The organism is Pseudarthrobacter sp. PvP090 (genome assembly GCF_040547365.1).
GTDB lineage: Bacteria > Actinomycetota > Actinomycetes > Actinomycetales > Micrococcaceae > Arthrobacter.
The window spans coordinates 1-23,277 of the sequence record NZ_JBEPPO010000018.1 but is presented as its reverse complement, the minus strand read 5'-3'; the positions used below and the strand labels follow the sequence as shown (position 1 = coordinate 23,277).

Genomic DNA, 23,277 nt, shown 5'->3' with positions numbered 1-23,277 from the left:
CGCTAAAGCCCCAGCGCCTCGCGGACGTCCGCCAGGACGGCGTCGAGGGCCGCGCGTGCCTCATTCCGAGCCTCCGGCAGTTCGGCGGCGGAACCGACGCTGCGGATGACCTCCAGGTAGCACTTGAGCTTGGGCTCGGTCCCGCTGGGGCGGATGATGATGCGGCTGAGATCCCTCGTCAGGTACAGCAGGCCGTCGGTCGGCGGCAGCTGGGCGCTGCCCTCGGCGAGGTCCGTGACGGTTTCGACGGCGGAGCCGCCGAAGGATTCCGGCGGGCTGACACGCAGCCGGTTCATCATGGCGTCCAGGAGGCCCAGGTCCGCGACCCGGATGCTGAGCTGGTCGCTGGCATGCAGCCCGTGCACCAGATACAGCTCATCGAGCGTATCGAAGATGGTCTTGCCGTCGGCCTTCGCCGCCGCCGCGAGCTCCGCGATCAGCACCGCCGCGGAAATCCCGTCCTTGTCCCGGACCAGCGAGGGCGCGACGCAGTAACCCAGCGCCTCCTCGTAGCCGTACAGCAGCCCGGGAACACGGGCAATCCACTTGAAGCCGGTGAGGGTTTCCTCGTGGGCGTAGCCCGCCGCGGCGGCGATCCGGGCGAGCAGCCGCGAGGACACGATCGAATTCGCGAACACTCCTGGTGTGGTTTCGCCGCTGCCGCTGCCGCTGCCGCCGGCGGCCGCCAGCCGCGCTACGATGTGCGCGCCGAGCAGGGCGCCGACCTCGTCACCGCGCAGCATCCGCCAGGCGCCGGTGTCAGGATCCTTCGCGGCCACCGCCGCGCGGTCCGCGTCGGGGTCGTTGGCGATCACGATGTCCGCATCCACCCGGGCCGCGGTTTCGAGGGCCAGGTCCAGGGCGCCGGGCTCCTCGGGGTTGGGGAAGTTCACGGTGGGGAAGTCGGGGTCGGGGTCGGCCTGCTCGCTCACCAGGGTGACGTCGGCAAAACCGGCCTCGTGCAGCACCGCGACGGCAGTCTCCCCGCCCACACCATGCATCGGGGTCAGGACGATCCTGAGGTCGCGGGCCGGGAAGTGCTCCGGCTTGGCCAGCGCGGCGACGGCGGCCTCGTAGTCGGCGGCGACGGACGGATCCAGCACGGTCCAGCCCTCCGTGGCCAGGGCGACGCCGGCGAGCTCGCCGACGGCGTCGATTTCCGCCGCGATCAGGGCATCGTACGGCGCCACGATCTGCGCGCCGCGCCCGCTCTCCTCGACCGCGTGGCGGCCCAGGTACACCTTGTAACCGTTGTCCTGCGGCGGGTTGTGGCTGGCGGTGACCATCACACCGCCGTCGCACTCCAGGGCCCGCACCGCATAGGCGAGCAGCGGGGTGGGCAGCGGGGACGGCATCAGGAAGGTCTCGACGCCGGCGGCGGTGAGGATCGCCGCGGTTTCTTCCGCGAAGATGTCCGAATTGTGCCGGGCGTCGAAGCCGACAACGGCGCGCGGCCTGGTGCCGGGGGCGGCCTGGGCGACGGCGCCCGCCAGGAAGGCAGTGAATCCCGCGGCGGCGCGGCGCACCACGACGCGGTTCATCCGGTTCGGGCCGGGGCCGAGTGCTGCCCGCAGGCCCGCCGTGCCGAACTGCAAGGTGCCGCTGAAACTGTCGGCGAGCTCCTGGCGGGCCGCTGCGGCGCCGTCATCCGCCAGCCGGACAAGTTCGGTCAGGGTGGCAGCGGTAGCGGGATCCGGATCCTGGGCGGCCCAGCTCCGGGCGTCGCTCAGCAGTCGGGTGAGTTCGGCATCAGAAGACGTCATAGGAACCAAACTAGCGGCATTCGCCCCGGATGCCTCCCCCGACAAGCGAGAGTCCGCCTGACAGATCGATCACAGGCGTCCTGGCGCGCAGCCCTTGACAGCCAATTTTCCGGACACGTAGCGTCTGGAATATGAAGATGGGCCGTGGGGTGGAGTGGGCCGTGCACAGCTGCGTGAACATGGCGTGGACACCTGCCGGCGAGGCAGTCAACAGCGCCCGGCTGGCGGAGTACTACAAGCTCCCGGCGGCCTATCTGAACAAGCAGCTCCAGGCGCTGGTCCGCGCCGGGATCCTCGGTTCCGTCTCCGGCCCGCGCGGCGGTTTCCACCTCGCGCGCCGGCCGGAGAACGTTACGGTCCTGGATATCGTCCTGGCCCTGGAAGGCCCCGACCCGGTATTCCGCTGTGAGGGCATCCTCGCCAACGTCCCGGACGCCGACACGGAGCATAACTACGTCCGGAGCTGCCTGATCTCCCAGACCATGCGCCAGGCCGAGCTCGCCTGGCGGCAGGCGCTGGCGCGGCAGACCATCGCCGGGATCGCCGACTCGATGGAACGGCGGTTCCCGCAGGACAAGGTAAAAGCCGTGCGCTACCTGGCCCCGGGGGGATGAAACCTTAGAGCTTCGCGATGATCTCCGCCAGCAGTTTGGAGATGCGCGGGCCCGCGGCCTGGCCGGCTTCGAGGACTTCTTCATGGCTCAGCGGCACCGGGCTGATGCCGGCGGCGAGGTTGGTCACGAGCGAAATGCCGAAGACCTCCATGCCCGCGTGGCGGCCGGCGATCGCCTCGAGCGCGGTGGACATGCCCACCAGGTCCGCGCCGATCCGCTTGGCGTACTGCACCTCCGCCGGGGTTTCGTAGTGCGGGCCGGTGAACTGGGCGTAGATGCCCTCGTCCAGGGTGGGATCCACTTCGCGGGCCAGGCCGCGGATCCGTGCTGAGTAGAGGTCGGTGAGGTCCACGAAGGTGGCGCCTTCGAGCGGGGACGTCGCGGTGAGGTTGATGTGGTCGCTGATCAGCACCGGGGTGCCGGGCGTCCAGTCCTCGTTGAGCCCGCCGCACCCGTTGGTCAGGACGAGGGTCTTGCAACCGGCCGCGGCCGCGGTGCGGACCCCGTGGACGACGGCGCGGACGCCTTTCCCCTCGTAGTAGTGCGTGCGGGCGCCCAGGACCAGGGCACGCTTGCCCTCCTTGGTCAGCACGGACCGGATGGTGCCGACGTGGCCCACCACCGAGGGGGAGGAGAAGCCGGGGACCTCGTCCGCGGAGAGGGTGGCGGTGGTCTCGCCGATCAGTTCGGCGGCGTCGCCCCAGCCCGAGCCGAGCACCAGGGCGACGTCGTGCGCGTCCACGCCTGTCTCTTCGGCAATGTAGTCGGCGGCGGCGCGGGCGGCGTCGAGGGGGTCCGTGGTCAGGAATTCCGTTGTACTCACCGGTACAAGTTATCCTGCCGGCGGCGCGCTGCCCAGCAGGCGGTCCTGCATTCTGGTTCTGCATTCTGGTTCTGCATTCTGCGTGGTGTGATGCAGGCCCGGATTCTTGGTGGTGCCGGTCCGGATGGTGGACAATGGCTGATTGTGACTACGCATCCCGATTTCAGCTCACCCCGCATCGCAATCCTGGGCGGGGGGCCCGGCGGCTACGAAGCTGCCATGGTCGCCGCCTCCCTGGGCGCGAAGGTCACCATCATCGAACGGGCGGGGCTCGGCGGCTCCGCGGTGCTGACCGACGTCGTGCCCTCCAAGACCCTGATCGCGACGGCGGACCTGATGACCCGCGTCGGTGAGGCCGGCGAGCTCGGCGTCAAGTTCGACCTCGACGGCGGCGACTGCACCCCGACGATGCGCGCGGACCTCAAGCACATCAACGACCGCCTGCTGCGGCTGGCCCGGCAGCAGTCCTCGGACATCCAGAAGGGCCTCGAGAACCAGGATGTCCGGATCCTGCTCGGCTCCGGGCGGTTGCTGGACAGCCACACCATTGAGGTCCTCACCGCCGACGGCACGGAAATCATCGAGGCGGACGCGGTCCTGCTGGCCGTCGGTGCGCACCCGCGCGAGCTGCCCACCGCCCGCCCGGACGGCGTCCGGATCCTCAACTGGGCGCAGATCTACAACATGGACGAACTCCCCGAGGACCTGATCGTCGTCGGTTCCGGTGTGACCGGCGCCGAGTTCGCCTCCGCCTACAACGGCCTCGGGTCCAAGGTCACCCTGATTTCCAGCCGCGACCGCGTGCTGCCCGGCTCGGACACCGACGCCGCCGAGGTCCTCGAGGGCGTCTTCGAACGCCGCGGCGTCAAGGTGCTGTCCCGTGCCCGTGCCGAGACCGTGGAACGCACGGGGGACGGCGTCATCGTCACCCTCGGCGACGGCTCCAAGGTCACCGGCAGCCACTGCCTCGTCGCCGTCGGCTCCATCCCGAACACGGCCGGGATCGGCCTCGAGGAAGCCGGCGTGGCGCTCACCGAGAGCGGCCACATCAAGGTCGACGGCGTCTCCCGCACCACCGCGCCGAACATCTACGCCGCCGGCGACTGCACCGGTGTGCTGGCCCTCGCGTCCGTGGCCGCCATGCAGGGCAGGATCGCGATCGCGCACTTCCTGGGCGACAGCGTGACCCCGCTCAAGCTGCACCAGGTGGCGTCCAACATCTTCACCTCGCCCGAGATCGCGAACGTGGGCGTCTCCGAGGCGGAGATCGAGTCCGGCAAGTACCAGGCCGACGTCGTGAAGCTCTCACTCAAGAGCAACGCCCGCGCCAAGATGCGCAACCACAAGGACGGCTTCATCAAGATCTTCGCCCGCAAGGGCTCCGGCACCGTGATCGGCGGTGTGGTGGTGGGTCCGAACGCGTCCGAACTGATCTTCGCGATCTCCCTCGCGGTCACCCAGAAGCTGCACGTCGACGACGTCGCCAGCACCTTCACGGTGTACCCCTCGCTGAGCGGTTCGATCTCCGAAGCGGCCCGGCGCCTGCACGTCCACATGTAGCAAACACAGACAGCACAACGGAGGCCGGCGCCATGCAGAGTCCCCGCACCCTGGTTGAGTCCGTGGAACACAACCCCGCGCTGCCTTCCGGCCCGGAAGAACGGTTTGCCGGCTACGGCGTGATGGGCGTGCCGTTCAGCTCCGGCCACATCCTGGCCCTGCGGCATTTTCCCGCCTCCTCCGTGGGTCCGGGCTACAACTCGGTCTGGATCCGCGACCCTGCCGGCGTCTGGACGATGCACAGCACCACCGCCCCCGGGTCCTCCTGTCCCCGCTACTTCGGCAGCGCCCTCGGATCGGCGTCGACGGGCGGGATCTCCATCCTGTGGCAGGACGACTTCTCCTTCAGCGTGGAGGCCGGAGACGGCGTGGACCTGAGCTGGGACGTGACGCTGGCCGCAACGCCGGTCACCAGGCTCATGTCGGCCGTGGCAGGATCGGTCCCGGAACGGCTGTGGCGCAACCGGACGTTCCTGCGCGCCATGGGGGCCGTCGCCGGCCCGGTGCTGGGGGCCGGGCACATCGGACTGACGGGCAGGGTGCCCAACGGCCAGACCTTCGGTGCGCGCCCGCGGCGGATGTGGTTTGTCCGCAAGAGCACAGCGCACCTGCACGGGCACAGCCTGGGACAGGCCTCGGCGCTCCCCGTCCAGGACAGGCTCGGGGACTTCTGGATCCCGCAGCGCGGCATCTTCATGATCGGCTCGTCAGTGTTCGAGCCCTTCGACCCCGCCACGCACCTCGCCGCGGGGCACTGAACCGCGGCAGGGCCAGGGCACGGGACTTAGAACGGGTACGGCGCGATGTCCGGCCGGACCGTGAGCCACTGGAGTTCGGTGAAAGACTCCATGTTGGCGTGGTGTCCGCCGATCCGGGAGCCGTTGCCCGAGCTCTTCATCCCGCCGAACGGTGAGTTCGCCTCGTCGGACACTGTCTGCTCGTTGATGTGGACCTTGCCGGAGTCCAGCTGGTCCGCGATGGTCATCGCCATGCCCACGTCGCCCAGGATGCCGATCGAGAGCCCGTATTCGTTGCCGTTGGCCAGGGCCACGGCTTCCTCCACGGTGGAGAACTTCATCACCGGGGCCACGGGTCCGAAGATCTCGTCCTTCCACGCCGGGCTGGCGACGTCCAGGTCGGCGAGGACTGTCGGCCGGTAGAACCTGCCGTCGTGCGTGCCGCCGGCGGCCAGCCGGGCCCCGCCCTGCACCGCGTCCTGGATGATCGAGTCGACCCGGTGCAGCTGCTTCTCGTCGATGAGCGGGCCCAGGGCCACGGTCCCGCTCGCCGGATCCCCGACGGGAAGATGGTCGGCCTTCTCCGCGAGGGCGCTGACGTAGTCGTCGTAGATGTCCTCATGGACAATGTGGCGCCCGGCGGCCATGCAGATCTGGCCCTGGTGCATGAACGACCCGAACGCCGCCGCGGAGGCGGCCTTGGGCAGGTCCGCGCCCGGCAGGACGATCAGTGCATTGTTGCCGCCGAGTTCCAGGTGCGCTCGCTTGAGCAGCCGCCCGGCCGTCTCGCCGATCTTCCGGCCGGCCGCCGTCGAACCGGTGAAGGCGATGACGCTGACCTCCGGGGCCTCGACGACGGCGGCGCCGATCCCGGCCCCGCCGGGCAGCAGCGCCAGGAGCCCGGGCGGCAGCCCGGCCTCCTCGAAGATCCGCACCAGCGTGACGCCGCCGCAGACCGCCGTGCGGGGGTCGGGCTTGAGCAGCACGGCGTTGCCAAGGGCCAGCGCGGGGGCCACGGCGCGGATGGAGAGGATCAGCGGGAAGTTGAACGGCGCAATCACGGACACGACGCCGACCGGACGCCGGCGCGCGAAGGACCAGCGGTTTTCGTTCGAGGTCAGCACATCCCCGGCCGGGAGGGAGGGCAGCGCCGAGGCGTCGTAGCATTCGTTGGCGGCGATGTGAATCTCCAGTCCGGCCTTGGGCGGAATGCCGCCGGACTCGCGGACGATCCAGTCCTTAATCTCGGCAGCGTGTTCCTCCCAGAGCAGCCCGGCGCGGCGCAGCACGGCTGCGCGGTCCTCGGGGTTGAGTTTCGCCCACTCCCTTTGGGCGGCCGCCGCCGTAGTGGCGGCTTCGCGGACATCGTCGACGGAGGCCACACCATAGTGGCCCAGCGTCGCGCCGGTGGCAGGCTCGACGGCGTCTGCCGTGCCGCCGGCGCCGGGCCGCCAGCCGTTGAGGTAGATCTTGCCCTCCCAGAGGGAGGCATCGAGCAGGGACATGTCCGGTTCCTTTCGTGGGAAGAAAAACGTCGTACCGCACCGGCCGGCCGGCTGCGCACCGGACCGGGGCCTTCGTACATCACATGCCGCGAGGCCGCAGCCGTCAAGGGCGCAATGCGCTTTTCGGGGTGACGGTGACGTTCGGCCCTACCTCTTCACCGCGATGCGGGGCCACTGTGGAGCATGGCCAACATCTATGTCCCCTATGGAACCGTTGAAGGGCAGACAGCCCAGATCGCGGAGTACATCGCCGAGCTGATCCGCGCCCACGGGCACCGGGCAGAGGCGGCGGACCTCCAACGCTCCGGGGACACGTTGCCGGGCGGCTACGACGCCGTCATTGTGGCGGCGTCGGTGCATATGGGCAAACACGAGGGGCACGTCACGGACTTCGTGAAGAAGAACCGCGGAGAGCTCGAGCGCCTGCCGTCAGCCCTGGTTTCGGTCAGCTTGGCGGCCCATGGGGACGAGGAGAACGCGGAGGGCTACGTGGAGAAGTTCGAGGAGGAGACCGGCTGGCGGCCCGCACACGTCGGGTTGTTCGCCGGCGCCCTGCTCTACACCCACTACGGCTTCATCAAAAAGCACATCATGAAGAAGATCGCCTCGGACAAGGGGTCTCCGGACACCGACACCACCCGCGATTACGTCTACACGGAGTGGGACGGCGTGCAGCGGTTCACCGAGGACTTCCTGGCCGGGCTGGCTGCCCGGCCGCGTTAGGAGCGGGCAGCCTTTCGATGAGACCCAGGGCTCAGGAGCAGGCGTACGGCGGGACCGTGTCGCCGGGTGCAAAGGGCTTGAACCAGTGCTCGAAGCCCAGCCTGTCGGCGTCGTCCTCGAGGACATCGAGGCTGTCCGAGAACAGCGCCTCGCTGTCCGCGTCCTCCAGCAGGACTTCCTCAACCTGGGCCCGCCACTCCTCCGGGAGGTCGAGTTCGTAGATGTCCTCGGTGATTTCAGCCTGGTCGAGCAGGCACCGGACGGCGAGTTCGGCGGCGAGGCATCCGGGGGCCGTCCAGCCGCGGGCCAGGGACGCCGTGACGTCGGCGGCGACGACGATGAACTTCTGGGTGAACGTCGTGTCGTAGCCGGCGGCGAACTGCGGCGGCAGGGAGGACAAGACTGAGGTGCCGGCGATGCCGGACGGGGTGACGGTCTCGAGTTTGCTGAGGGTGCCCAGGTCGCGGAAGAGCTGGTCGATCAGGATGCTCGACGAGTTCCACAGCAGCCCTGCCAGCAGGCGGGTCTGGCGCACGGCGTCCCGGCGCTCTTCCGCCGGGACGGCGGCCATCTCGTCCAGGTCCTCCGGGTCGAACAGGAGCCGCTGCTCCGGCGTCATGTCATCCGGATGCGGGTCTAGGCCCAGGAGCTCGAGGCTCAGCCCGGTCAGCCTCCCGGCGTCGGCCAGGAGTTCTTCGGTGATGTCGTCGTCGTCGGCGCTCATGGCCCCGATGCTACCCGCCATCCGTTCCCCGCCCGATTCCTGTTACGCGGAGGCGCGCGGGCCAATTCAGGCCGCAGCCGCCCGCGCAGTGCCCGACGCCTGGCTGCCACTCGCCATCCGCACGGACACGAGATAGACGACCCCACAGATCAGGGGGACCACGCTGGCCGCCGTGAGCGATGCGATGGGGCCTGACCTTCCGATGATCGTGATCAGGAGCGGCAGCACGCCCAGGGCCACAAGCAGCCAGCCGGCCAGCGCGGTCCGTTTCAGGCCGAGCACGGCGGCCGGGAATGACAGGGCTACGACGCTGACGGCTATCACCGGTCCGTTTTCGCTGATGAATTCGCGCAGGGCGGCGGGGTCGAAGGCGAGCCAGACACACGCTGCGATGAAGGCGGACGCGAGGGCGAGCAGCAGGGGAGCGGTCGGGGCAGGCCAGAACCAGGCTCCGACGGCGAGGATAAGCATCGGCAGCACCCAGGCGAGGGTGATCAGCAGTCCGGCATTGCCGCCGGGATCCTGCATGGCGTAGCCGCCGATGAAGATGGCGGCAAGGACGGTGAACGCAGCCATGATAGCCGCCCCGGTGCGCTGCAGCGCCGTGGCCCGCCGCTGCGGGTCCTTCTCCCGCACAAAGACAATACCCAGTACGACGGCGACCACAACGATCGCCCCAAGGGCCAGAATGATGGGGACGTCCATGGGGTGCCTCCTGCGGATGAACAAACCTAGGTTCAGTACACGCCTGCGGTGCGGGCCGGCCAAGGGGAGAAAGACCCGCTTCGCGTTGGGCGGAGTTCTCTTGGTCGTCCTCAACTCCGGGCTATCAGGGATTAGACCCCATGATGAGGCTCATGTACTCCGGTGCGCCGTGAGCACGTCGCAGGCGCGTGATAAAGCCGAATTGTCGATGAAGCAAGACCGCGCAACTGTCGGGATCTTGTTCTATCTTTTTGAAGTAGCGCAGAACCCGGGCAATATCCGCGTCCGTTATTCGTTCAACTTTGAAGAGTGCGAGTCGCGGTGCATCTTTCTTAGAAAGATTAAGAATACGAATGGAAAATTTCTGGCTTGGCAGCTGATTGCGTAAGGCTTCATCAAGTGCGGGCACCAGCCTTAGGAGGCTGTTCAAGGACCGCGAGCTTTCTCCAGTTGAACTCAAGTCCGTGCCCTTGGTACGCGCGCCGATTTCGAGAACAATCGAAGGCATATGCCTGTCAAGCACTTTGTTGTCGAGTTGCTTCCTGAAGCTCTTCCACTTGGTGGTAGCCCCGATGGCGAAGCCTATGGCCGCAGAGGTGATCGTCTGCATGGACTCCCAATTCTCCTTAACCCACAGGTAGACGTCCATCCAAGGGCCACCCACAGCCGCACCTAAACCCCCTACAGCACAGCGACGAGTCGGCAGCCCCCGCGTCTCAAAGAAGTCCTCAACGACTTTGGCGACTTGATCCTCAACTTTTCGCTCGTCGTAGATCTGAGCAGCGCAAACGTACGTCGCGAAATCGACTCCAGAAAAGTCGTCGGGAGAACTGCCATCCAATGGATACATTCCTTGAATGTATTAGAAGTATGGGTGCATCAACGACTCGACACGAAATCTGCTCGTCCCAACGGTCGCCCTCCCGACAGATCGTGGCCATCTTGCACTGCTTGAAGGAGATTCTGCCTGCCGGATAAGCGAGCGCGGGAGCTTCCAATTAAGAGCCTTTGACATTCGGCGTTAGGCTCTGCGTCATGAAGACGATCAAGCGTCAAAAGGTGAACTATGGGAAGCCTGCGTTTTTCCCGGAGCTTAGTACGACGCCGCGCCGCTGCGTCGGACAGGGCTATTACCTAAGCGAGCGTGAACGGAGTGCACTCGACATGCATCTCGCGTTCCTGGTCAGGGACAGGCGCAACAACGCGGATCCAAACGCTGTTGCCGTGATTCGGGAAGACTTTCGGAAAGTCGGGTATCTTTCGGAGGCGCAAGCCCGGACACTTGCACCGATCTTGGACGGGCTGGAATCCCTGCAGGTCTTCTGTCGCGTAGATGGATCCCGGCTATGGCTCGACCTACCTGCTCCAGCAGCGCTAAGGAAGGCACTGGATCTGAGTGGCTACCAAAGTGACCAGATACTTGCCGCCGTCGCACATACGATGCCGCCGCCGACGTAGGAAAGGTCTCCCTTAAGCTTTGTATAGGTACCGAAGCTATTTGCCGTGTAACTGTCAAAGCCCAGGAAAGCATCACTTTGGTCGTAGGGAGAGCCCCAAGGGTCGGATTTTTTCAGTTCAGCCCGGTGCCAGCTTTCGGCCTCTGCTTCCGTGTAGCGAGGGGATCGTGGCTCCGTGGCAGCCACCAACCTTGCCCGTTTAGCCCTCAGAAATGCCATGTGCTTTTGCCGATGCTCGAACTGCTTGGCAGGGAGGCGCACCTCGGTGAGGAGACGAAATAACCCAACGATAGGGAGGACCCCTCCCGCGCGATACAAGAGGGTAATTAGGCTTTTTTGCAGATCCACCCTCTTACCGTAACTTCGGGCGCAAGTTTCCGCCTTCGCTCGTTGTGTCTGAGAGATGTCCGGGCTGGCGAACATCGATGCGATTAGGCATCACGACGCCTATCGTAATATGCAGGCTTACATTGAGGGCCAGGGCACGGTGTACCTTTTGTGTTCCTCGTTGTCTTTGGATAGTCGAGGTGGGCGGCATTGCCGCCAAAATGTCTACTAACAACTATCGAAGGCGACTAGCCTCTGCATTCGGCCTTGCCGAAATCGACTCCCTGGTCAGTGAAACGAGTCTTCAGCCAGTAATTGGGCGCGGATCCTTTGCTGACTACGTGAAACCCCCTGTCAGCGGTAAAGTTAGCAGTCGTTGACCGGGTATTTTCGGTGTAAGTGAAAATGTATTCGTTGCCTTGATTACCAATACCTTTTCCTGAAATTGTAAGGAATTGGTTGAATGTCCCGTTCCCATTTATCGTTGTCCGCGTCAAGGGCACATTGGGGAACCAGGTTAGCTATCGGTTCAGCAGGATGTTCGTCGTCCGCTAACCACCAAGCACAGAGTTACCCCCGCCAGTCACCACGACTGGCGGGGGATTCTGCGTTCTGGTCATGGCCGCGTCCAACGCCTCAAAAGCACGCTGGCAACGCTCGCAGACGAAGTAGACGTCCCCTGTCGTCCGGGCAACGGGGCAGTTCCCGCGCCCGCTGCGGCGGCCGCTTTGAACTGTGTCTGAGTAATGTTCGGACTTACCTCTTGCAGGCATTCTTAGTGCTTACCGCCTGAGCCCAAGGAAAACCAAAGCACGGTAGACGAAGATGCGAGGCACGGCCTGTGCATGGGCCGGGAGAAGAGGGCATCGTGAAGGTGTGGGTGATCATCACACTTATCTCAGCCGTTCTGATCGCATTACTTCTGGCGATCTCCGGCCCGGCACTGGTGGCCCTGTTGAGCCAGGTTTTGGACAAATTCGGATAGAAACCAGAAATCTCGCTTTAATTGCGGGGTTTCTCGGACTGGCTACGCCGTGCGGTTGGGCTGGGCCAGTCCCTCGGCCGGAGGATCCCTTGGGCATGTCCCGTTTTCAGTGCAGCCCAGCCGTTACGCTACGGCCCCCTGAAAGTGTTTTTCGATGAGTCCCTTGATGTCGTCATGGCAGCCGCCGCAGCCTGTCCCGGCGCGGGTGGCGCCTGAAACTTCGGCCACCGTTCCGCAGCCGTCGGTCACCGCGGCGGCGATCTTGGTCCCGCTGACCCCCGCGCACCGGCACACGGTGGCCTCCGGGTCGGCGGCGCCGGCTGCGGCGGCCTGGTCCGGGCCGTCGAGGCGCAGCAGCAGTGACCGGTCCGCCGGGAGTTCGGCGCCGCGCTCGAAGAGCTGCACCAGCTCGGCCGCGGTGCGGGGCATGCCCACGGCCACCAGGCCCTCGAGCACCCCGGCCCGGGTGGTCATTTTCACATAGCGGCCGTGCTCGGGATCGGCCCACTGGGCGATCTGCAGCCGGGCCCGGCCATTCACGGCACCGGCCGTCAAAGCGTCCTCGTCCCACGGTTCGGCGGCGTTGTCCCCGGCCACGGCCATGTTCAGGCCGCGCGCCTTGAGTACCACCACGCCCGGCAGTTCCGTCGGGAGCGCCGGAAGCAACTCAGCGTCCGGAGCCCCGGAAGCCAGCAGCGTCAGGTACTCGGCCAGCCATTCGGCCTGCCGCCAGCCCGGGCCCACCAGTCCGGACGGGCCGCGCGCCGTCCGGCACTCAGCGCAGTCAGGTTCGGGGCAGCGGACTTCGGCGCAGTCGCCGATCGCGAAAATGTGCGGCTCGTGGTGCGCCCGGAGCTTGTGGTCCACCAGGATCCCGGCGCCGGTGGAGAGCCCGCAGCCTTCCGCGAGTTCGGTCCGCGGACGGACCCCGCAGGAGAGCACCAGCAGGTCGCCGTCGATCGCGGAACCGTCGTCGAGCAGCAGCGCCGAGAAGCCGCCGTCGGGCGCGTTGTGCTCCACACCGGTGGAGCGGGCGTTGCCGGCCACCCGCACGCCGCAGTTCCGCAGCGAAGCGGCGAGCACCGCGCCGCCGCCGCGGTCGATGTTGCGGCCCAGCGGATGCGGGCCGTTGTGCACCACGGTCACTGTGGCACCTTCCTCGGCCGCGGCGAGGGCCGTCTCCAGGCCCAGCACTCCGCCGCCGAGGACCACCACGCGCTTGCCGCCGGCCACCGCCGCCTGCAGCACCGCTGCGTCGCGCAGGTCCCGGAGGGCGGTCACGCCGGCCGGCAGCACGGGGGCGGCCGGGTCCGGGTTGAGCCCGGTGAGGTTGGGGATCACCGGGCGGGAGCCCGTGGCGAAGACCAGCCGGTCGTAACCGGGGGAGGTGCCGTCGCTGAGGAGCAGCTGCTGCCGCGCGCGGTCCACACGGCGGACGCGGACGCCCAGCCGGACGTCGACGCCGTCGGCAATCAGCGCGGCGGCGTCGGAGAGCGCCAGGGCCGGCGCCGTGGTCCGGCCGACGCCGAGGTCCGCCACGAGCACGCGGTTGTAAGCGGCCTCTGCCTCCTCGCCGATCACTGTCAGGTGCACGAGCCCGCTGCGGACCGCCGGCAGCAGCTCGTCGACCAGCCGCGCGGCCACCGGCCCGAAGCCCACAACAACAATGCGCTCAGTCATGACGCACCTTCCTTCTGCAGTTCATTGGCGCGGAGATTGGCAGCGCCGGGCCGGACCCAGACGTGGCTGAACTTGAACTCCGGCATCCCGGAGATCGGATCCGTGGCGGCCTCCGTGAGGCGGTTGGCGCTCTCCAGTTCCGGGAAGTGGAACGGCAGGAACACCGTTTCGGGCCGGATGTCCGTGCTCAGCGCGGCGCGGCAGGACACCACGCCGCGCCCGTTGGAAATCGAGACGACGTCGCCGTCGGCGATGCCCTGCGCGGCGGCGGCCGCCGGGTGGATCTGCAGCCGGGCTTCCGGCTGGGCATCGGCCAGCGCGGCCACCCGCCGGGTCTGCGCTCCGGACTGGTAGTGCTCCATCAGCCGGCCGGTGATCAGGGTCATCGCCGTTCCGGCATAACCGGCGCCGGCCAGGTCCGCTGAGTTCGCGTCGGCGGACGCCGGAGCAGCCGCACGACGGCGGGGCGTCACCGCGGTGAACACGGCCCGCCCGTCCGCGTGGGCAAAGGAGTCCAGGAACAGCCGCGGGGTGCCCGTGCTGCCGGCAGGGTACGGCCAGTAGGCGGCCTCGCCGCGGTCCAGCATGGCGTAGTCGATCCCGGAGTAGTCGGCCAGGCCGCCGGAGGACGCGAGCCGGAGTTCCTCGAACACGGTCTCCGGGTCTTCGCTGAAGGTCGAGGGGGCGTCCAGGGCCTCGGCCAGCCGGGTCATGATCCACAGCTCGCTGCGCACCCCGGGCGGGGGAGCGAGGGCCCGGCGGCGGCGGAGCACCCGGCCCTCGAGGTTGGTCAGGGTGCCTTCCTCCTCGGCCCACTGGGTGACCGGCAGAATCAGGTCCGCCTCCGCGGCGGTCTCGGAGAGGAAGAAGTCGCAGACCACCAGGAAGTCCAGGCTCCGCAGGCCGGCGATCACGGCGTTGGCGTCCGGCGCGGACACGGCCACGTTGGCACCGTGCACGAAGAGGCAGCGGACGCCGTCGGGCTGTCCCAGGGACTTCAGCAGCTGGACGGCGGGGAGGCCGGGGCCCGGGATCAGGCTTTCCGGCACGCCCCAGACCGCGGCCATGTGGGCGCGCGCGGCGGGGTCGGTGATCTTGCGGTAGCCGGGGAGCTGGTCCGCCTTCTGGCCGTGTTCGCGGCCGCCCTGGCCGTTGCCCTGGCCGGTGAGCGTGCCGCAGCCGCTGCGTGCGGAGCCGGGCAGGCCCAGCAGCAGGGAGAGGTTGATGGCGGCGGTGGCGGTGTCCGTGCCGTCGACGTGTTGTTCCACGCCGCGGCCGGTGAGGATGTAGCTGCCGCCCCGGCGGGAGCCGTCGGCGAGCCGGCGGGCAGTGTCGCGGATCAGTCCGGCCGGGACGCCGGTGAGGGACTGCACGCGTTCGGGCCAGTAGGAGGCGACGCTGCGGACCAGGGCGTCGTAGCCGGTTGTGCGGGCGGCGAGATAGCCGGCGTCGGCCAGTCCCTCGTGGATCACGACGTGGGAGAGGCCCAGCAGCAGGGCGAGGTCGGTGCCGGGCAGCGGCTGCAGGTGCAGGCCGCCGCCGTCGGACGTGAATGCCGCGGTGGCGGAGCGGCGGGGGTCCACCACGATCAGGCCGCCGGCGTCGCGGGCACCCTGCAGGTGCTGCACAAACGGGGGCATGGTCTCGGCGACGTTGGAGCCGAGCATCAGGATGGTGCTGGCGGAATCGAGGTCCTCCAGCGGGAAGGGCAGCCCGCGGTCCAGGCCGAAGGCGCGCATCCCGGCCGCGGCGGCGGAGGACATGCAGAACCGGCCGTTGTAGTCGATCCGCGAGGTGCCCAGGGCCAGCCGGGCGAACTTGCCGAGCTGGTATGCCTTCTCGTTGGTGAGCCCGCCACCGCCGAAGACTCCGACGGCGTCCGCCCCGTACCGGGCGCGGGTGGACTTCACCGCGGTGGTGATGCGTTCCAGCGCCTCGTCCCAGCCGATGGGGCGGTGGACGCCGTCGGCGCCCTTGAGCAGTGGTTCGGTGACACGGCCGGGGTGGTTCAGCAGCGACGCCGAGGTCCAGCCCTTGCGGCAGAGTCCGCCGCGGTTGGTGGGGAAGTCCCGTCCGGTGACGTCCAGGAGGGCGGTGTCCGCGGCGGGCTGCTCCGGCACGGGGACTGACCCCGGCTGGGAAGCCGGGGTCAGCGCCGCTGGGGTGGTGAGCGTCATGGCGCACTGCAGAGCGCAGTAGGGGCAGTGCGTGTCGGCGCCGTTGGTCATGTTAGACGTGTCCCATCGCGTTTCGGTTGGCGTTGCGGATGTAGCAGAACCAGCACACGGCCAGCATCACGACGTAGGCCCCGACGAAGCCGTAGAACGCGGGGGTGTAGGAGCCGCTGGCGCTGTTGGAGGCGTTGAGCACCTGCGGGATGACGAATCCGCCGTAGGCGCCGATGGCCGAGATCAGGCCCAGGGCCGAGGAGGCGAGGCGCTGCGTGGTGACGGAGCTGGCGCCCGACTTGGCGGCCCGGCTGGAGGTGGCGAAGATAATCGGGATCATCCGGTACGTGGCACCGTTTCCGAAGCCGCTGGCGGTGAAGAGCAGCAGGAACAGGCCCAGGAAGAGCCAGAAGTTCTTCAGCGGCAGGGTCCAGACCATGGTCAGGGTGATGACGGCCATCGCGGCGAAGGCGGCGACGGTCATCCGGGCGCCGCCCATGCGGTCGGCCATGCGTCCGCCGTATGGGCGGGCCAGCGAGCCGACCAGCGGGCCCAGGAAGGCGAGGGACAGGGCCACAGTGCCGACTCCGATGGAGGAGAACGCCGGGAAGTAGTCCTTGATGAGCTTGGGGAACACGCCGGCGAAGCCGATGAAGGAGCCGAAGGTGCCGATGTACAGCAGCGCCATGATCCACAGGTGCGGTTCCTTGAGCGCGGCGAGCGAGCCTGCGACGTCGCCCTTGGCGCTGGTGAGGTTGTCCATGTACTTCCAGGCACCGAACGCGGCGATCAGGATGAAGGGGACCCACATCCAGCCGGCCATGGGCAGGTTCACGGTGCCGGCGGCGAGCAGGGTGATGGCGATCGGGACGGCAAGCTGTGCGACGGCGGCGCCGAGGTTTCCGCCGGCGGCGTTCAGTCCCAGCGCCCAGCCCTTCTCGCGGGCCGGGTAGAAGAAGGTGATGTTGGCCATCGAGCTGGCGAAGTTGCCGCCGCCGAAGCCGGCGAGGGCGGCCACGAACAGCATGGTGCCGAACGGGGTGTCCGGGTTGGAGACGCACAGGGCCAGGCCGATCGAGGGGATCAGCAGCAGCAGGGCCGAGACGATGGTCCAGTTGCGGCCGCCGAAGCGGGGGACCATAAAGGTGTAGGGGATCCGCAGGGTGGCGCCGACCAGGCTGGGCATCGAGATGAGCCAGAAGATTTCCGAGGTGGTGAAGGTGAAGCCGGCCGCGGGCAGCTGGACGACCACGATCGACCAGAGCTGCCAGACGACGAAGCCGAGGAACTCGGCGAAGATGGACCAGTTCAGGTTGCGCCGGGCAATGGTGCGTCCCTGGGACTCCCACTGCTCCTTGTTCTCGGCGTCCCAGCTGGCAATCCAGCGGCCGGGACGGTATTCAAGGGCGGGACCGCCGAGGGCGGTGCCGGCGTTAAGTGTGGGGGAAATGCCGGCTGGGGCATCTGCAGTGCGTTCAGCAGTCACGGGGACCTCCTTGGGGGATGTTGTCCTTCCAAGTTAGGGAAGCCGCGTTTCCGGGACCCTCGCCGTTTGTTAACGTGCTGTGACGTTTGCCTATCGGCGCGTTTGTGACGGTGTGAGGGGCCCTGTGGGGCATAGTGTGATGACCACCACGTGAGACAACTTTTGATGTCCAAATAGTGGAACATTTGTCCATTGACTGGACGCCGGATTCTATTATGTAAGCATACGTATCCTCTTCCGGACGCCCTCAAGCGGGCCCGGTCCGGTCCTCATGAAAGCGCTACTACATGTCATCCACTGCCACCTCCACGGAGCATGGGTCCGCCCAGCCGGTGAACTCGCGCGGCCGCGTGATCGTCGCCAGCCTGGTCGGCACCACCGTTGAGTTCTACGACTTCTACGTGTACGCCACCGCCGCTGTGCTCGTTTTCCCCCGGCTGTTCTTCCCCGGCCAGAACGAGACCACCCAGCTGCTGAGCTCCTTCGCCGTGTTTGGCGTTGCGTTCATCGCCCGTCCGCTCGGGTCCATCATTTTCGGCCACTTCGGTGACAAATTCGGCCGCAAGGGCACCCTCGTGGCGTCCCTGCTGACCATGGGTATTGCCACGTTCCTCATCGGCTGCCTCCCGACGGCGCTCGTCCCGGGCTGGGAGTTCTGGGCGCCGGCCTTGCTGGTCGTCATGCGCTTCGCCCAGGGCCTCGCCCTCGGCGGCGAATGGAGCGGCGCGGCCCTGCTGGCCACCGAAAACGCCCCGGCGAACAAGCGCGCCATCTACGGCACCTTCCCGCAGCTGGGTGCGCCGATTGGCTTCATCATCGCCAACGTGATCTTCCTGGTCTTCAGCTACGCACTGTCGCCGGAGGCCTTCATGGCATGGGGCTGGCGTGTGCCGTTCCTGCTCAGTGCCGTGATGGTCATCATCGGCCTCTACGTCCGCCTCAAGCTGATCGAGACCCCGGCCTTCACCAAGGTCCTGGAGTCCAATGAGGTCGCCAAGCTGCCGCTGGCCCGGGTCTTCAAGTCCAGCTGGCGCCAGCTGATCCTGGGCACGTTCATCATGCTCGCCACGTACGTGCTGTTCTACCTGATGACCACGTTCACGCTGACGTACGGCACCCGCGCCTCCAGCCTGGACGCCGCGAAAGCCGCAGCGGAGAAGGCCGGCAAGCCGATGACCGAGGCCGCGGCCGCGGCGTTCGTCCCCGGCCTGGGCTACACCCGCAACGACTTCCTCTGGATGCTGATTGCCGGCGTCGTGTTCTTCGGTATCTTCACCCTGGTCTCCGGCCCGCTGGCCGAAAAGTACGGCCGCCGCAAGATGCTGATCGCCGTGACCCTGGGCATCTTCGCCTTCGGACTGCTCTTTGTCCCGCTGTTCAGCGCCGGTTTCGTCGGCACGATGGCCCTGCTGATCATCGGCTTCTCCCTGATGGGGCTGACCTTCGGGCCCATGGGTGCGCTGCTGCCGGAGCTGTTCCCGACGAACGTCCGCTACACCGGCTCCGCCATCAGCTACAACTTCTCCAGCATCCTCGGTGCGGCCGTGGCTCCGTTCATCGCCGTCTGGCTCTGGGAAATGGGCAAGGGCAGCCCCGCGCTGGTCGGCGTCTACCTCGCCTCCATGGCGGTGCTGACGCTGATCGCCCTGTTCGTCAGCAAGGAAACCCGCGACCTGGAGTACACCAACAACGTCGCCTGACGCCCGGTCCCGGGCGGGGCTGACGCTCCAGCCCGGTTACTGATGGAAATGCCCGGTGTGTTCACTGAACACACCGGGCATTTCCATGTCCGCGGGAGGGGCCGGGAAAGTCACCGGGCAGGAGCGTCGGAACGCCTCCCGGCAGGTCCTCCTTAGCGCGCGTAGTGCTCCACGAAGTTCCGCAGGATCTTCATCGGTTCCGTGGCGGTGAACCGCCGGGCGTCCTCCATCAGCATTTCGGCCGATTCGGGCGGGAAGTAGCCGGCGTGGCGGTAGATGTCGATCCTGGTCACCAGACCCTGCGCATCGAGCTCGGGGTGGAACTGGGTGGCGTACAGGTTGGTCTTGATCCGGAACATGTGCACCGGGCAGGCGGCGGAGCTGGCCAGCAGCACGGCGTGGGAGGGGAGCAGGGTGCAGGCTTCCTTGTGCCCGGTGAAGGCTGTGAAGCTCTCCGGCAGCCCGCGCAGGAGGGGATCCACCAGCCCCTCTTCCGTCAGCTTGATGGCCACGCCGCCCAGCCCTTCGCCGTAGGTCCGGTCGATCACGGCGCCCTGGTGCCGGCCCAGCGTGCCGACCCCGTAGCAGGCGCCGAGGAAGGGGAAGTCCTCCGGGACGATCCGGTCAAGCAGCGCCGCGAGTTCATGCTCCACGCGGTGCTGGACATCGCTTTTTTGCTCGTCCGGGTCGCTGGACGTGAAGGGGCTCCCGCCCACAATCACCCCGGAGTACTCGGAGAGGTCCAGCTTGGGCAGCGGAGCGGCTTCCATCCGGATGCGCCTCAGCTGCGAGGGTTCGAGCCCGCCGTAGCGCAGGTAGGCTTCATATTCGTCCTCGGCGGCGGCGTCCTCGGCCCGGGAGGCGAGGAGCAGGAATGGCTTCACAGACCAAGTCTGCATGGGCGGGACACGGGGGCGCCAGAGGCGCGCCCGCGTTCCGCCGTCAGGCCGCTACTCGGCGGCCTCGTCCTGGATCAGCGCGATAATGGCGCCGGCGGAGACGGTCTCGCCGGCCGAGGCGGACAGTCCGATCACGATTCCGGCGCGGTGCGCGGTGAGCGGCTGCTCCATCTTCATGGCCTCCAGGACCACCACAAGATCACCCTCGGCAACCAGGTCACCCTCGCCGACAGCCACCTTCACGATGGTGCCCTGCATCGGTGAGGTCAGGGCGTTGCCGCTGGCGGCCGCCACAGCGCCGCCGGTGCGGGACCGCTTCTTCGCCTTGGCCGGCTTCGCGGCGCCCGCGCCGCCTCCGGTGCCCAGCGACGCCGGGAGGACGACCTCAAGGCGCTTTCCGCCGACCTCGACGACGACGCGCTGGCGTTCGCCGGCGTCGGGCGTTTCAGCCTCGGTGCCGGTCGGCGTCCAGGCGGGGATGTTGTTGACGAAGGCCGTCTCGATCCAGCGGGTGTGGACCTTGAACGGGCCCTCGGCGGGGGCAAAATCGGGGTTGGTGACGACGGCGAGGTCGAACGGAATGACGGTGGGGATGCCCTCCACCACCATCTCCTCGAGGGCGCGGCGGGCGCGCTGCAGGGCCTGCGGGCGGGTGGCCCCGGTGACGATCAGCTTGGAGAGCATCGAGTCGAAGTTGCCGCTGATGACGTCGCCCTGCTCCACGCCGGAGTCGATCCGGACGCCGGGGCCGGTCGGGTTCTTGAGCAGGGTGATGGTGCCGGGGGCGGGCATGAAGTTGCGGCCCGGGTCCTCGCCGGTAATGCGGAATTCGATCGAGTGGCCGCGGACCTCGGGGTCCCCGTAGCCGAGCTCCTCGCCGCGGGCCAGCCGGAACTGTTCGCGGACGAGGTCGATTCCGGTGACTTCCTCGGACACGCAGTGCTCCACCTGGAGGCGGGTGTTGACCTCGAGGAAGGAGATGGTGCCGTCCTGGCCCACCAGGAATTCGCAGGTGCCGGCGCCGAGGTAGCCGGCCTCCTTGAGGATGGCCTTGGAGGATTCGTAGAGCCGGCGGTTCTGTTCCTCGGTGAGGAACGGGGCCGGCGCTTCCTCGACGAGCTTCTGGTTGCGGCGCTGCAGCGAGCAGTCGCGGGTGGAGACCACCACAACGTTGCCGTAGGCGTCGGCGAGGCACTGGGTCTCGACGTGGCGCGGGGCATCCAAGAAGCGCTCGATGAAGCACTCACCGCGGCCGAAGGCGGCGACGGCTTCACGGACGGCGGATTCGAACAGTTCGGGGATTTCCTCGCGGGTGCGGGCCACCTTGATGCCGCGGCCGCCGCCGCCGAAGGCTGCCTTGATGGCGACCGGCAGGCCGAACTTGTCCACGAACTCGAGGATTTCCTCGGCGGATTCGACCGGGTCGGCGGTGCCGGGAACCTGCGGGGCGCCGACCTTTTCGGCGATGTGGCGTGCCTGGACCTTGTCGCCCAGGGCGGAGATCGCGGCGGGGGAGGGCCCGATCCAGGTGATGCCGGCGTCGATCACCTTGGCGGCGAACTCGGCGTTCTCGGCCAGGAAGCCATAGCCGGGGTGGATGGCGTCGGCACCGGAGCGGTGCGCCACCTCAATCAGCTTGTCCATCACGAGGTAGGACTCGGCGGCGGTGTTGCCGCCCAGGGCGTAGGCCTCGTCAGCGAGCTTGACGTGCAAAGCGTCGCGGTCCGGATCCGCGTAGACCGCCACGGAGGCGATGCCCTCATCGCGTGCGGCGCGGATGATGCGCACGGCAATTTCGCCGCGGTTGGCGATCAGCACCTTGCTCAGCGGATGGGTGACTGCGGCGGTGCCTTCATTGGCTGATCGCTGCACGGGATTTGCGGACTGCTCCGAATTTGCTGACAAGGCGTCTCCTTCTTTCCTTCAGGGAGCCTAGCGCGGTTTTGAGGGTTCCGCCGATATTACTTGCGGATTCCGCGGGTAAAGCGCCCCACCTTTGTAGGGTTCATACAAATGTCTGCGAATTAGCTCACTCGGCCCGGAGCAGTGCGGGATCCGCGGCGCCGGTGGTCCACAGTTCCGTGATGCCCACCTGCGCCTGGCCCAGCAGCCCGCGGAGGGTGGAAATGGACAGCCCGACGACGGCGTGCGGGTCGCCGTCGACCTTGCGGATGAAGGCCCCGCCGTAGCCGTCGATCGTGAAGGATCCGGCGCACTGCAGCGGCTCACCGGTGGCGATGTAGGCGTCGATTTCCGCAACGCTCATCTCCATGAAGTGGACCTCGGCGGACGTGACATGTCCCAGGGTTGCGCCGGAGCCGGCCGTACCGGATTCGTCGGTGTCGTCGGTGTCTTCGGTGTCCCGGCAGTCGACGAGCCAGTGGCCGGTGTGCAGCACGCCTTTGCTGCCGCTCATCCGGAGCATCCGTTCTTTGGCGACCTCGGCCGTGTAGGGCTTGCCGTGGGCCTCGCCGTCGAACTCGAAGACCGAATCGCAGCCGATCACCAGCGCGCCGTCGGCCTCGGGCAGGGAGGCGACGGCCTCGGCCTTGGCGCGGGCCAGCAGCAGGGCGGTGTCGTGCGGGTCGGTGACGCCGTAACGGGCCTGGACGGCGTCCTCATCTACATCGGAGACGAGGATCTCGTGCCGGATGCCGGCGTCGGTGAGCAGCTTGGTGCGGGCGGGGGACTGGGAGGCAAGAATAAGGCGGGTCACCGCTCCAGCCTAGTTCCTGGGGCTGGTCGTCGGCGTGCCCCTTTTTTGTCGGCGGTCGCTGGGAGAGTTGGTTCATGGACGGGAACCAAGGACCGGCAGATAAACTCCGCAGCGTTCTAGCGATGTGCGACCGCGCGCTTGAGGAGGTTCCGATGCCCGAGCGCAGCGCAGGGCTGATTGAAATGTGGCGGCGGTTGGAGGAGCTGAGCTCCGCGATGGCCGTTGCCAGGACCCGTCTCGAGGTGGCGCTAATCCTTTGCCGTGCGCCGACATACGCGTCCGGCATGGGGACTTCCCCAATGGCTACCGAAGCGGCTGACCGCCTTCTGTTGGCCGTCAATAATGTCTTAGCCCTCCGGGACACTTGAGCCATGGACGGTAATCCGACGGGCGGGGCCGCAACGGCAGCAGTGGCGTGCGACTGCCTGCCGTCAGCCGGACTGCTGTTTTCGCGAACAGCCGGATGGCTCTTCTCGCGCGCCGCCGGTCCGTCCAGAGCGGCTCCGTTTAATGTCAGAGCTCATAAGTAGAGTTTGAGCATGGACGGCAAGCAGGAGCCCGACGCATTTCAGCCAGCTGGAGCAATCCATCCAGCAGGCGTGGCGGTCACGGACGTGGCCCGGGCACTCGCCGCTGTCCGGCCCGCCCGGGACAGTGCCGGACTGATCCGCCAGCTCCGGGAAATGGAAGATGTGAAGTCCGCTG

At 67.4% G+C, this 23,277-nt stretch carries 18 protein-coding genes; 6 read left to right on the top strand and 12 right to left on the bottom strand.

Features of this window, described 5'->3' with window-relative positions:
* Positions 1–2: 2 nt before the first annotated feature.
* The gene (locus ABIC21_RS18185) at positions 3–1,763 is read right to left on the bottom strand and encodes a phospho-sugar mutase (protein WP_354351782.1); all 1,761 of its coding nucleotides are present in this window, start codon (positions 1,761–1,763) and stop codon (positions 3–5) included.
* Positions 1,764–1,894: 131 nt separating this feature from the next.
* On the opposite strand from ABIC21_RS18185, the gene ABIC21_RS18180 reads away from it, so the two are divergent.
* On the top strand, positions 1,895–2,377 hold the full coding sequence (locus tag ABIC21_RS18180; RefSeq protein ID WP_354351781.1) for an RrF2 family transcriptional regulator: 483 nt from the start codon (positions 1,895–1,897) through the stop codon (positions 2,375–2,377).
* Between the two features lie 4 nt (positions 2,378–2,381).
* Here ABIC21_RS18180 and ABIC21_RS18175 read toward each other — a convergent pair whose 3' ends face one another.
* Positions 2,382–3,200 carry a purine-nucleoside phosphorylase gene (locus ABIC21_RS18175; RefSeq protein WP_354351780.1) on the bottom strand — a complete coding sequence of 273 codons (819 nt, stop codon included), beginning with the start codon at positions 3,198–3,200 and terminating at the stop codon, positions 2,382–2,384.
* Between the two features lie 144 nt (positions 3,201–3,344).
* Here ABIC21_RS18175 and ABIC21_RS18170 point away from each other — a divergent pair, with 144 nt between their 5' ends.
* Together ABIC21_RS18170 and ABIC21_RS18165 are read left to right on the top strand one after the other, a co-directional pair.
* A complete protein-coding gene (locus ABIC21_RS18170) occupies positions 3,345–4,760 on the top strand; it encodes an NAD(P)H-quinone dehydrogenase (protein ID WP_354351779.1) in 1,416 nt (471 codons plus the stop codon).
* A 32-nt stretch (positions 4,761–4,792) separates the two neighbouring features.
* Positions 4,793–5,518 carry a hypothetical protein gene (locus tag ABIC21_RS18165; RefSeq protein ID WP_354351778.1) on the top strand — a complete coding sequence of 242 codons (726 nt, stop codon included), beginning with the start codon at positions 4,793–4,795 and terminating at the stop codon, positions 5,516–5,518.
* Between the two features lie 26 nt (positions 5,519–5,544).
* Here ABIC21_RS18165 and ABIC21_RS18160 read toward each other — a convergent pair whose 3' ends face one another.
* On the bottom strand, positions 5,545–7,002 hold the full coding sequence (locus ABIC21_RS18160) for a benzaldehyde dehydrogenase (protein ID WP_354351777.1): 1,458 nt from the start codon (positions 7,000–7,002) through the stop codon (positions 5,545–5,547).
* A gap of 183 nt (positions 7,003–7,185) precedes the next feature.
* On the opposite strand from ABIC21_RS18160, the gene ABIC21_RS18155 reads away from it, so the two are divergent.
* Positions 7,186–7,725: a flavodoxin domain-containing protein gene (locus tag ABIC21_RS18155; protein ID WP_354351776.1), complete on the top strand. Its 540-nt coding sequence runs from the start codon at positions 7,186–7,188 to the stop codon at positions 7,723–7,725.
* A 31-nt stretch (positions 7,726–7,756) separates the two neighbouring features.
* Here the strand turns inward: ABIC21_RS18155 and ABIC21_RS18150 are convergent, their stop codons facing one another.
* The 3 genes from ABIC21_RS18150 to ABIC21_RS18140 all read right to left on the bottom strand — a co-directional run bounded on the left by ABIC21_RS18150 (position 7,757) and on the right by ABIC21_RS18140 (position 10,004).
* Complete coding sequence (locus ABIC21_RS18150) at positions 7,757–8,449, bottom strand: hypothetical protein (RefSeq protein WP_354351775.1); 693 nt, start codon at positions 8,447–8,449, stop codon at positions 7,757–7,759.
* Positions 8,450–8,515: 66 nt separating this feature from the next.
* Complete coding sequence (locus tag ABIC21_RS18145) at positions 8,516–9,154, bottom strand: hypothetical protein (protein WP_354351774.1); 639 nt, start codon at positions 9,152–9,154, stop codon at positions 8,516–8,518.
* A 124-nt stretch (positions 9,155–9,278) separates the two neighbouring features.
* A complete protein-coding gene (locus ABIC21_RS18140) occupies positions 9,279–10,004 on the bottom strand; it encodes a hypothetical protein (RefSeq protein ID WP_354351773.1) in 726 nt (241 codons plus the stop codon).
* Positions 10,005–10,189: 185 nt separating this feature from the next.
* On the opposite strand from ABIC21_RS18140, the gene ABIC21_RS18135 reads away from it, so the two are divergent.
* Entirely contained in the window at positions 10,190–10,612 is a 423-nt protein-coding gene (locus ABIC21_RS18135; RefSeq protein ID WP_354351772.1) for an HIRAN domain-containing protein, read from the top strand.
* 1,434 nt (positions 10,613–12,046) lie between these two features.
* Here ABIC21_RS18135 and ABIC21_RS18130 read toward each other — a convergent pair.
* From ABIC21_RS18130 to ABIC21_RS18120, 3 genes are read right to left on the bottom strand one after another with little or no spacing between them, the layout of a single operon-like run.
* Complete coding sequence (locus ABIC21_RS18130; RefSeq protein ID WP_354351771.1) at positions 12,047–13,603, bottom strand: FAD-dependent oxidoreductase; 1,557 nt, start codon at positions 13,601–13,603, stop codon at positions 12,047–12,049.
* The gene (locus tag ABIC21_RS18125; protein ID WP_354351770.1) at positions 13,600–15,831 is read right to left on the bottom strand and encodes a molybdopterin oxidoreductase family protein; all 2,232 of its coding nucleotides are present in this window, start codon (positions 15,829–15,831) and stop codon (positions 13,600–13,602) included. Before ABIC21_RS18125 ends, ABIC21_RS18130 begins: the two co-directional genes overlap by 4 nt.
* Before the next feature lies 1 nt (position 15,832).
* Positions 15,833–17,257 (bottom strand): MFS transporter, encoded by a 1,425-nt coding sequence (locus ABIC21_RS18120; RefSeq protein ID WP_354351769.1) that lies wholly within the window; start codon positions 17,255–17,257, stop codon positions 15,833–15,835.
* A gap of 287 nt (positions 17,258–17,544) precedes the next feature.
* Here ABIC21_RS18120 and ABIC21_RS18115 point away from each other — a divergent pair, with 287 nt between their 5' ends.
* The gene (locus tag ABIC21_RS18115; RefSeq protein ID WP_354351768.1) at positions 17,545–18,957 is read left to right on the top strand and encodes an MFS transporter; all 1,413 of its coding nucleotides are present in this window, start codon (positions 17,545–17,547) and stop codon (positions 18,955–18,957) included.
* A gap of 152 nt (positions 18,958–19,109) precedes the next feature.
* On the opposite strand, the gene ABIC21_RS18110 is transcribed toward ABIC21_RS18115, so the two are convergent.
* From ABIC21_RS18110 to ABIC21_RS18100, 3 genes are all read right to left on the bottom strand, one after another.
* The gene (locus tag ABIC21_RS18110; RefSeq protein WP_354351767.1) at positions 19,110–19,841 is read right to left on the bottom strand and encodes a glutamine amidotransferase; all 732 of its coding nucleotides are present in this window, start codon (positions 19,839–19,841) and stop codon (positions 19,110–19,112) included.
* Positions 19,842–19,907: 66 nt separating this feature from the next.
* A complete protein-coding gene (locus ABIC21_RS18105) occupies positions 19,908–21,761 on the bottom strand; it encodes an acetyl/propionyl/methylcrotonyl-CoA carboxylase subunit alpha (RefSeq protein WP_502936024.1) in 1,854 nt (617 codons plus the stop codon).
* A gap of 124 nt (positions 21,762–21,885) precedes the next feature.
* Positions 21,886–22,572, bottom strand: a complete 687-nt coding sequence (locus ABIC21_RS18100; protein ID WP_354351766.1) for a Maf family protein — start codon at positions 22,570–22,572, stop codon at positions 21,886–21,888.
* Between the last annotated feature and the right edge of the window lie 705 nt (positions 22,573–23,277).

Coding starts and splice junctions, on each gene's coding strand:
- ABIC21_RS18185 (WP_354351782.1), bottom strand. CDS start 1,763: ATGACGTCTTCTGATGCCGAACTCACCCGACTGCTGAGCGACGCCCGG.
- ABIC21_RS18150 (WP_354351775.1), bottom strand. CDS start 8,449: ATGAGCGCCGACGACGACGACATCACCGAAGAACTCCTGGCCGACGCC.
- ABIC21_RS18165 (WP_354351778.1), top strand. CDS start 4,793: ATGCAGAGTCCCCGCACCCTGGTTGAGTCCGTGGAACACAACCCCGCG.
- ABIC21_RS18115 (WP_354351768.1), top strand. CDS start 17,545: ATGTCATCCACTGCCACCTCCACGGAGCATGGGTCCGCCCAGCCGGTG.
- ABIC21_RS18135 (WP_354351772.1), top strand. CDS start 10,190: ATGAAGACGATCAAGCGTCAAAAGGTGAACTATGGGAAGCCTGCGTTT.
- ABIC21_RS18130 (WP_354351771.1), bottom strand. CDS start 13,603: ATGACTGAGCGCATTGTTGTTGTGGGCTTCGGGCCGGTGGCCGCGCGG.
- ABIC21_RS18160 (WP_354351777.1), bottom strand. CDS start 7,002: ATGTCCCTGCTCGATGCCTCCCTCTGGGAGGGCAAGATCTACCTCAAC.
- ABIC21_RS18140 (WP_354351773.1), bottom strand. CDS start 10,004: ATGTATCCATTGGATGGCAGTTCTCCCGACGACTTTTCTGGAGTCGAT.
- ABIC21_RS18180 (WP_354351781.1), top strand. CDS start 1,895: ATGAAGATGGGCCGTGGGGTGGAGTGGGCCGTGCACAGCTGCGTGAAC.
- ABIC21_RS18155 (WP_354351776.1), top strand. CDS start 7,186: ATGGCCAACATCTATGTCCCCTATGGAACCGTTGAAGGGCAGACAGCC.
- ABIC21_RS18125 (WP_354351770.1), bottom strand. CDS start 15,831: ATGACCAACGGCGCCGACACGCACTGCCCCTACTGCGCTCTGCAGTGC.
- ABIC21_RS18145 (WP_354351774.1), bottom strand. CDS start 9,154: ATGGACGTCCCCATCATTCTGGCCCTTGGGGCGATCGTTGTGGTCGCC.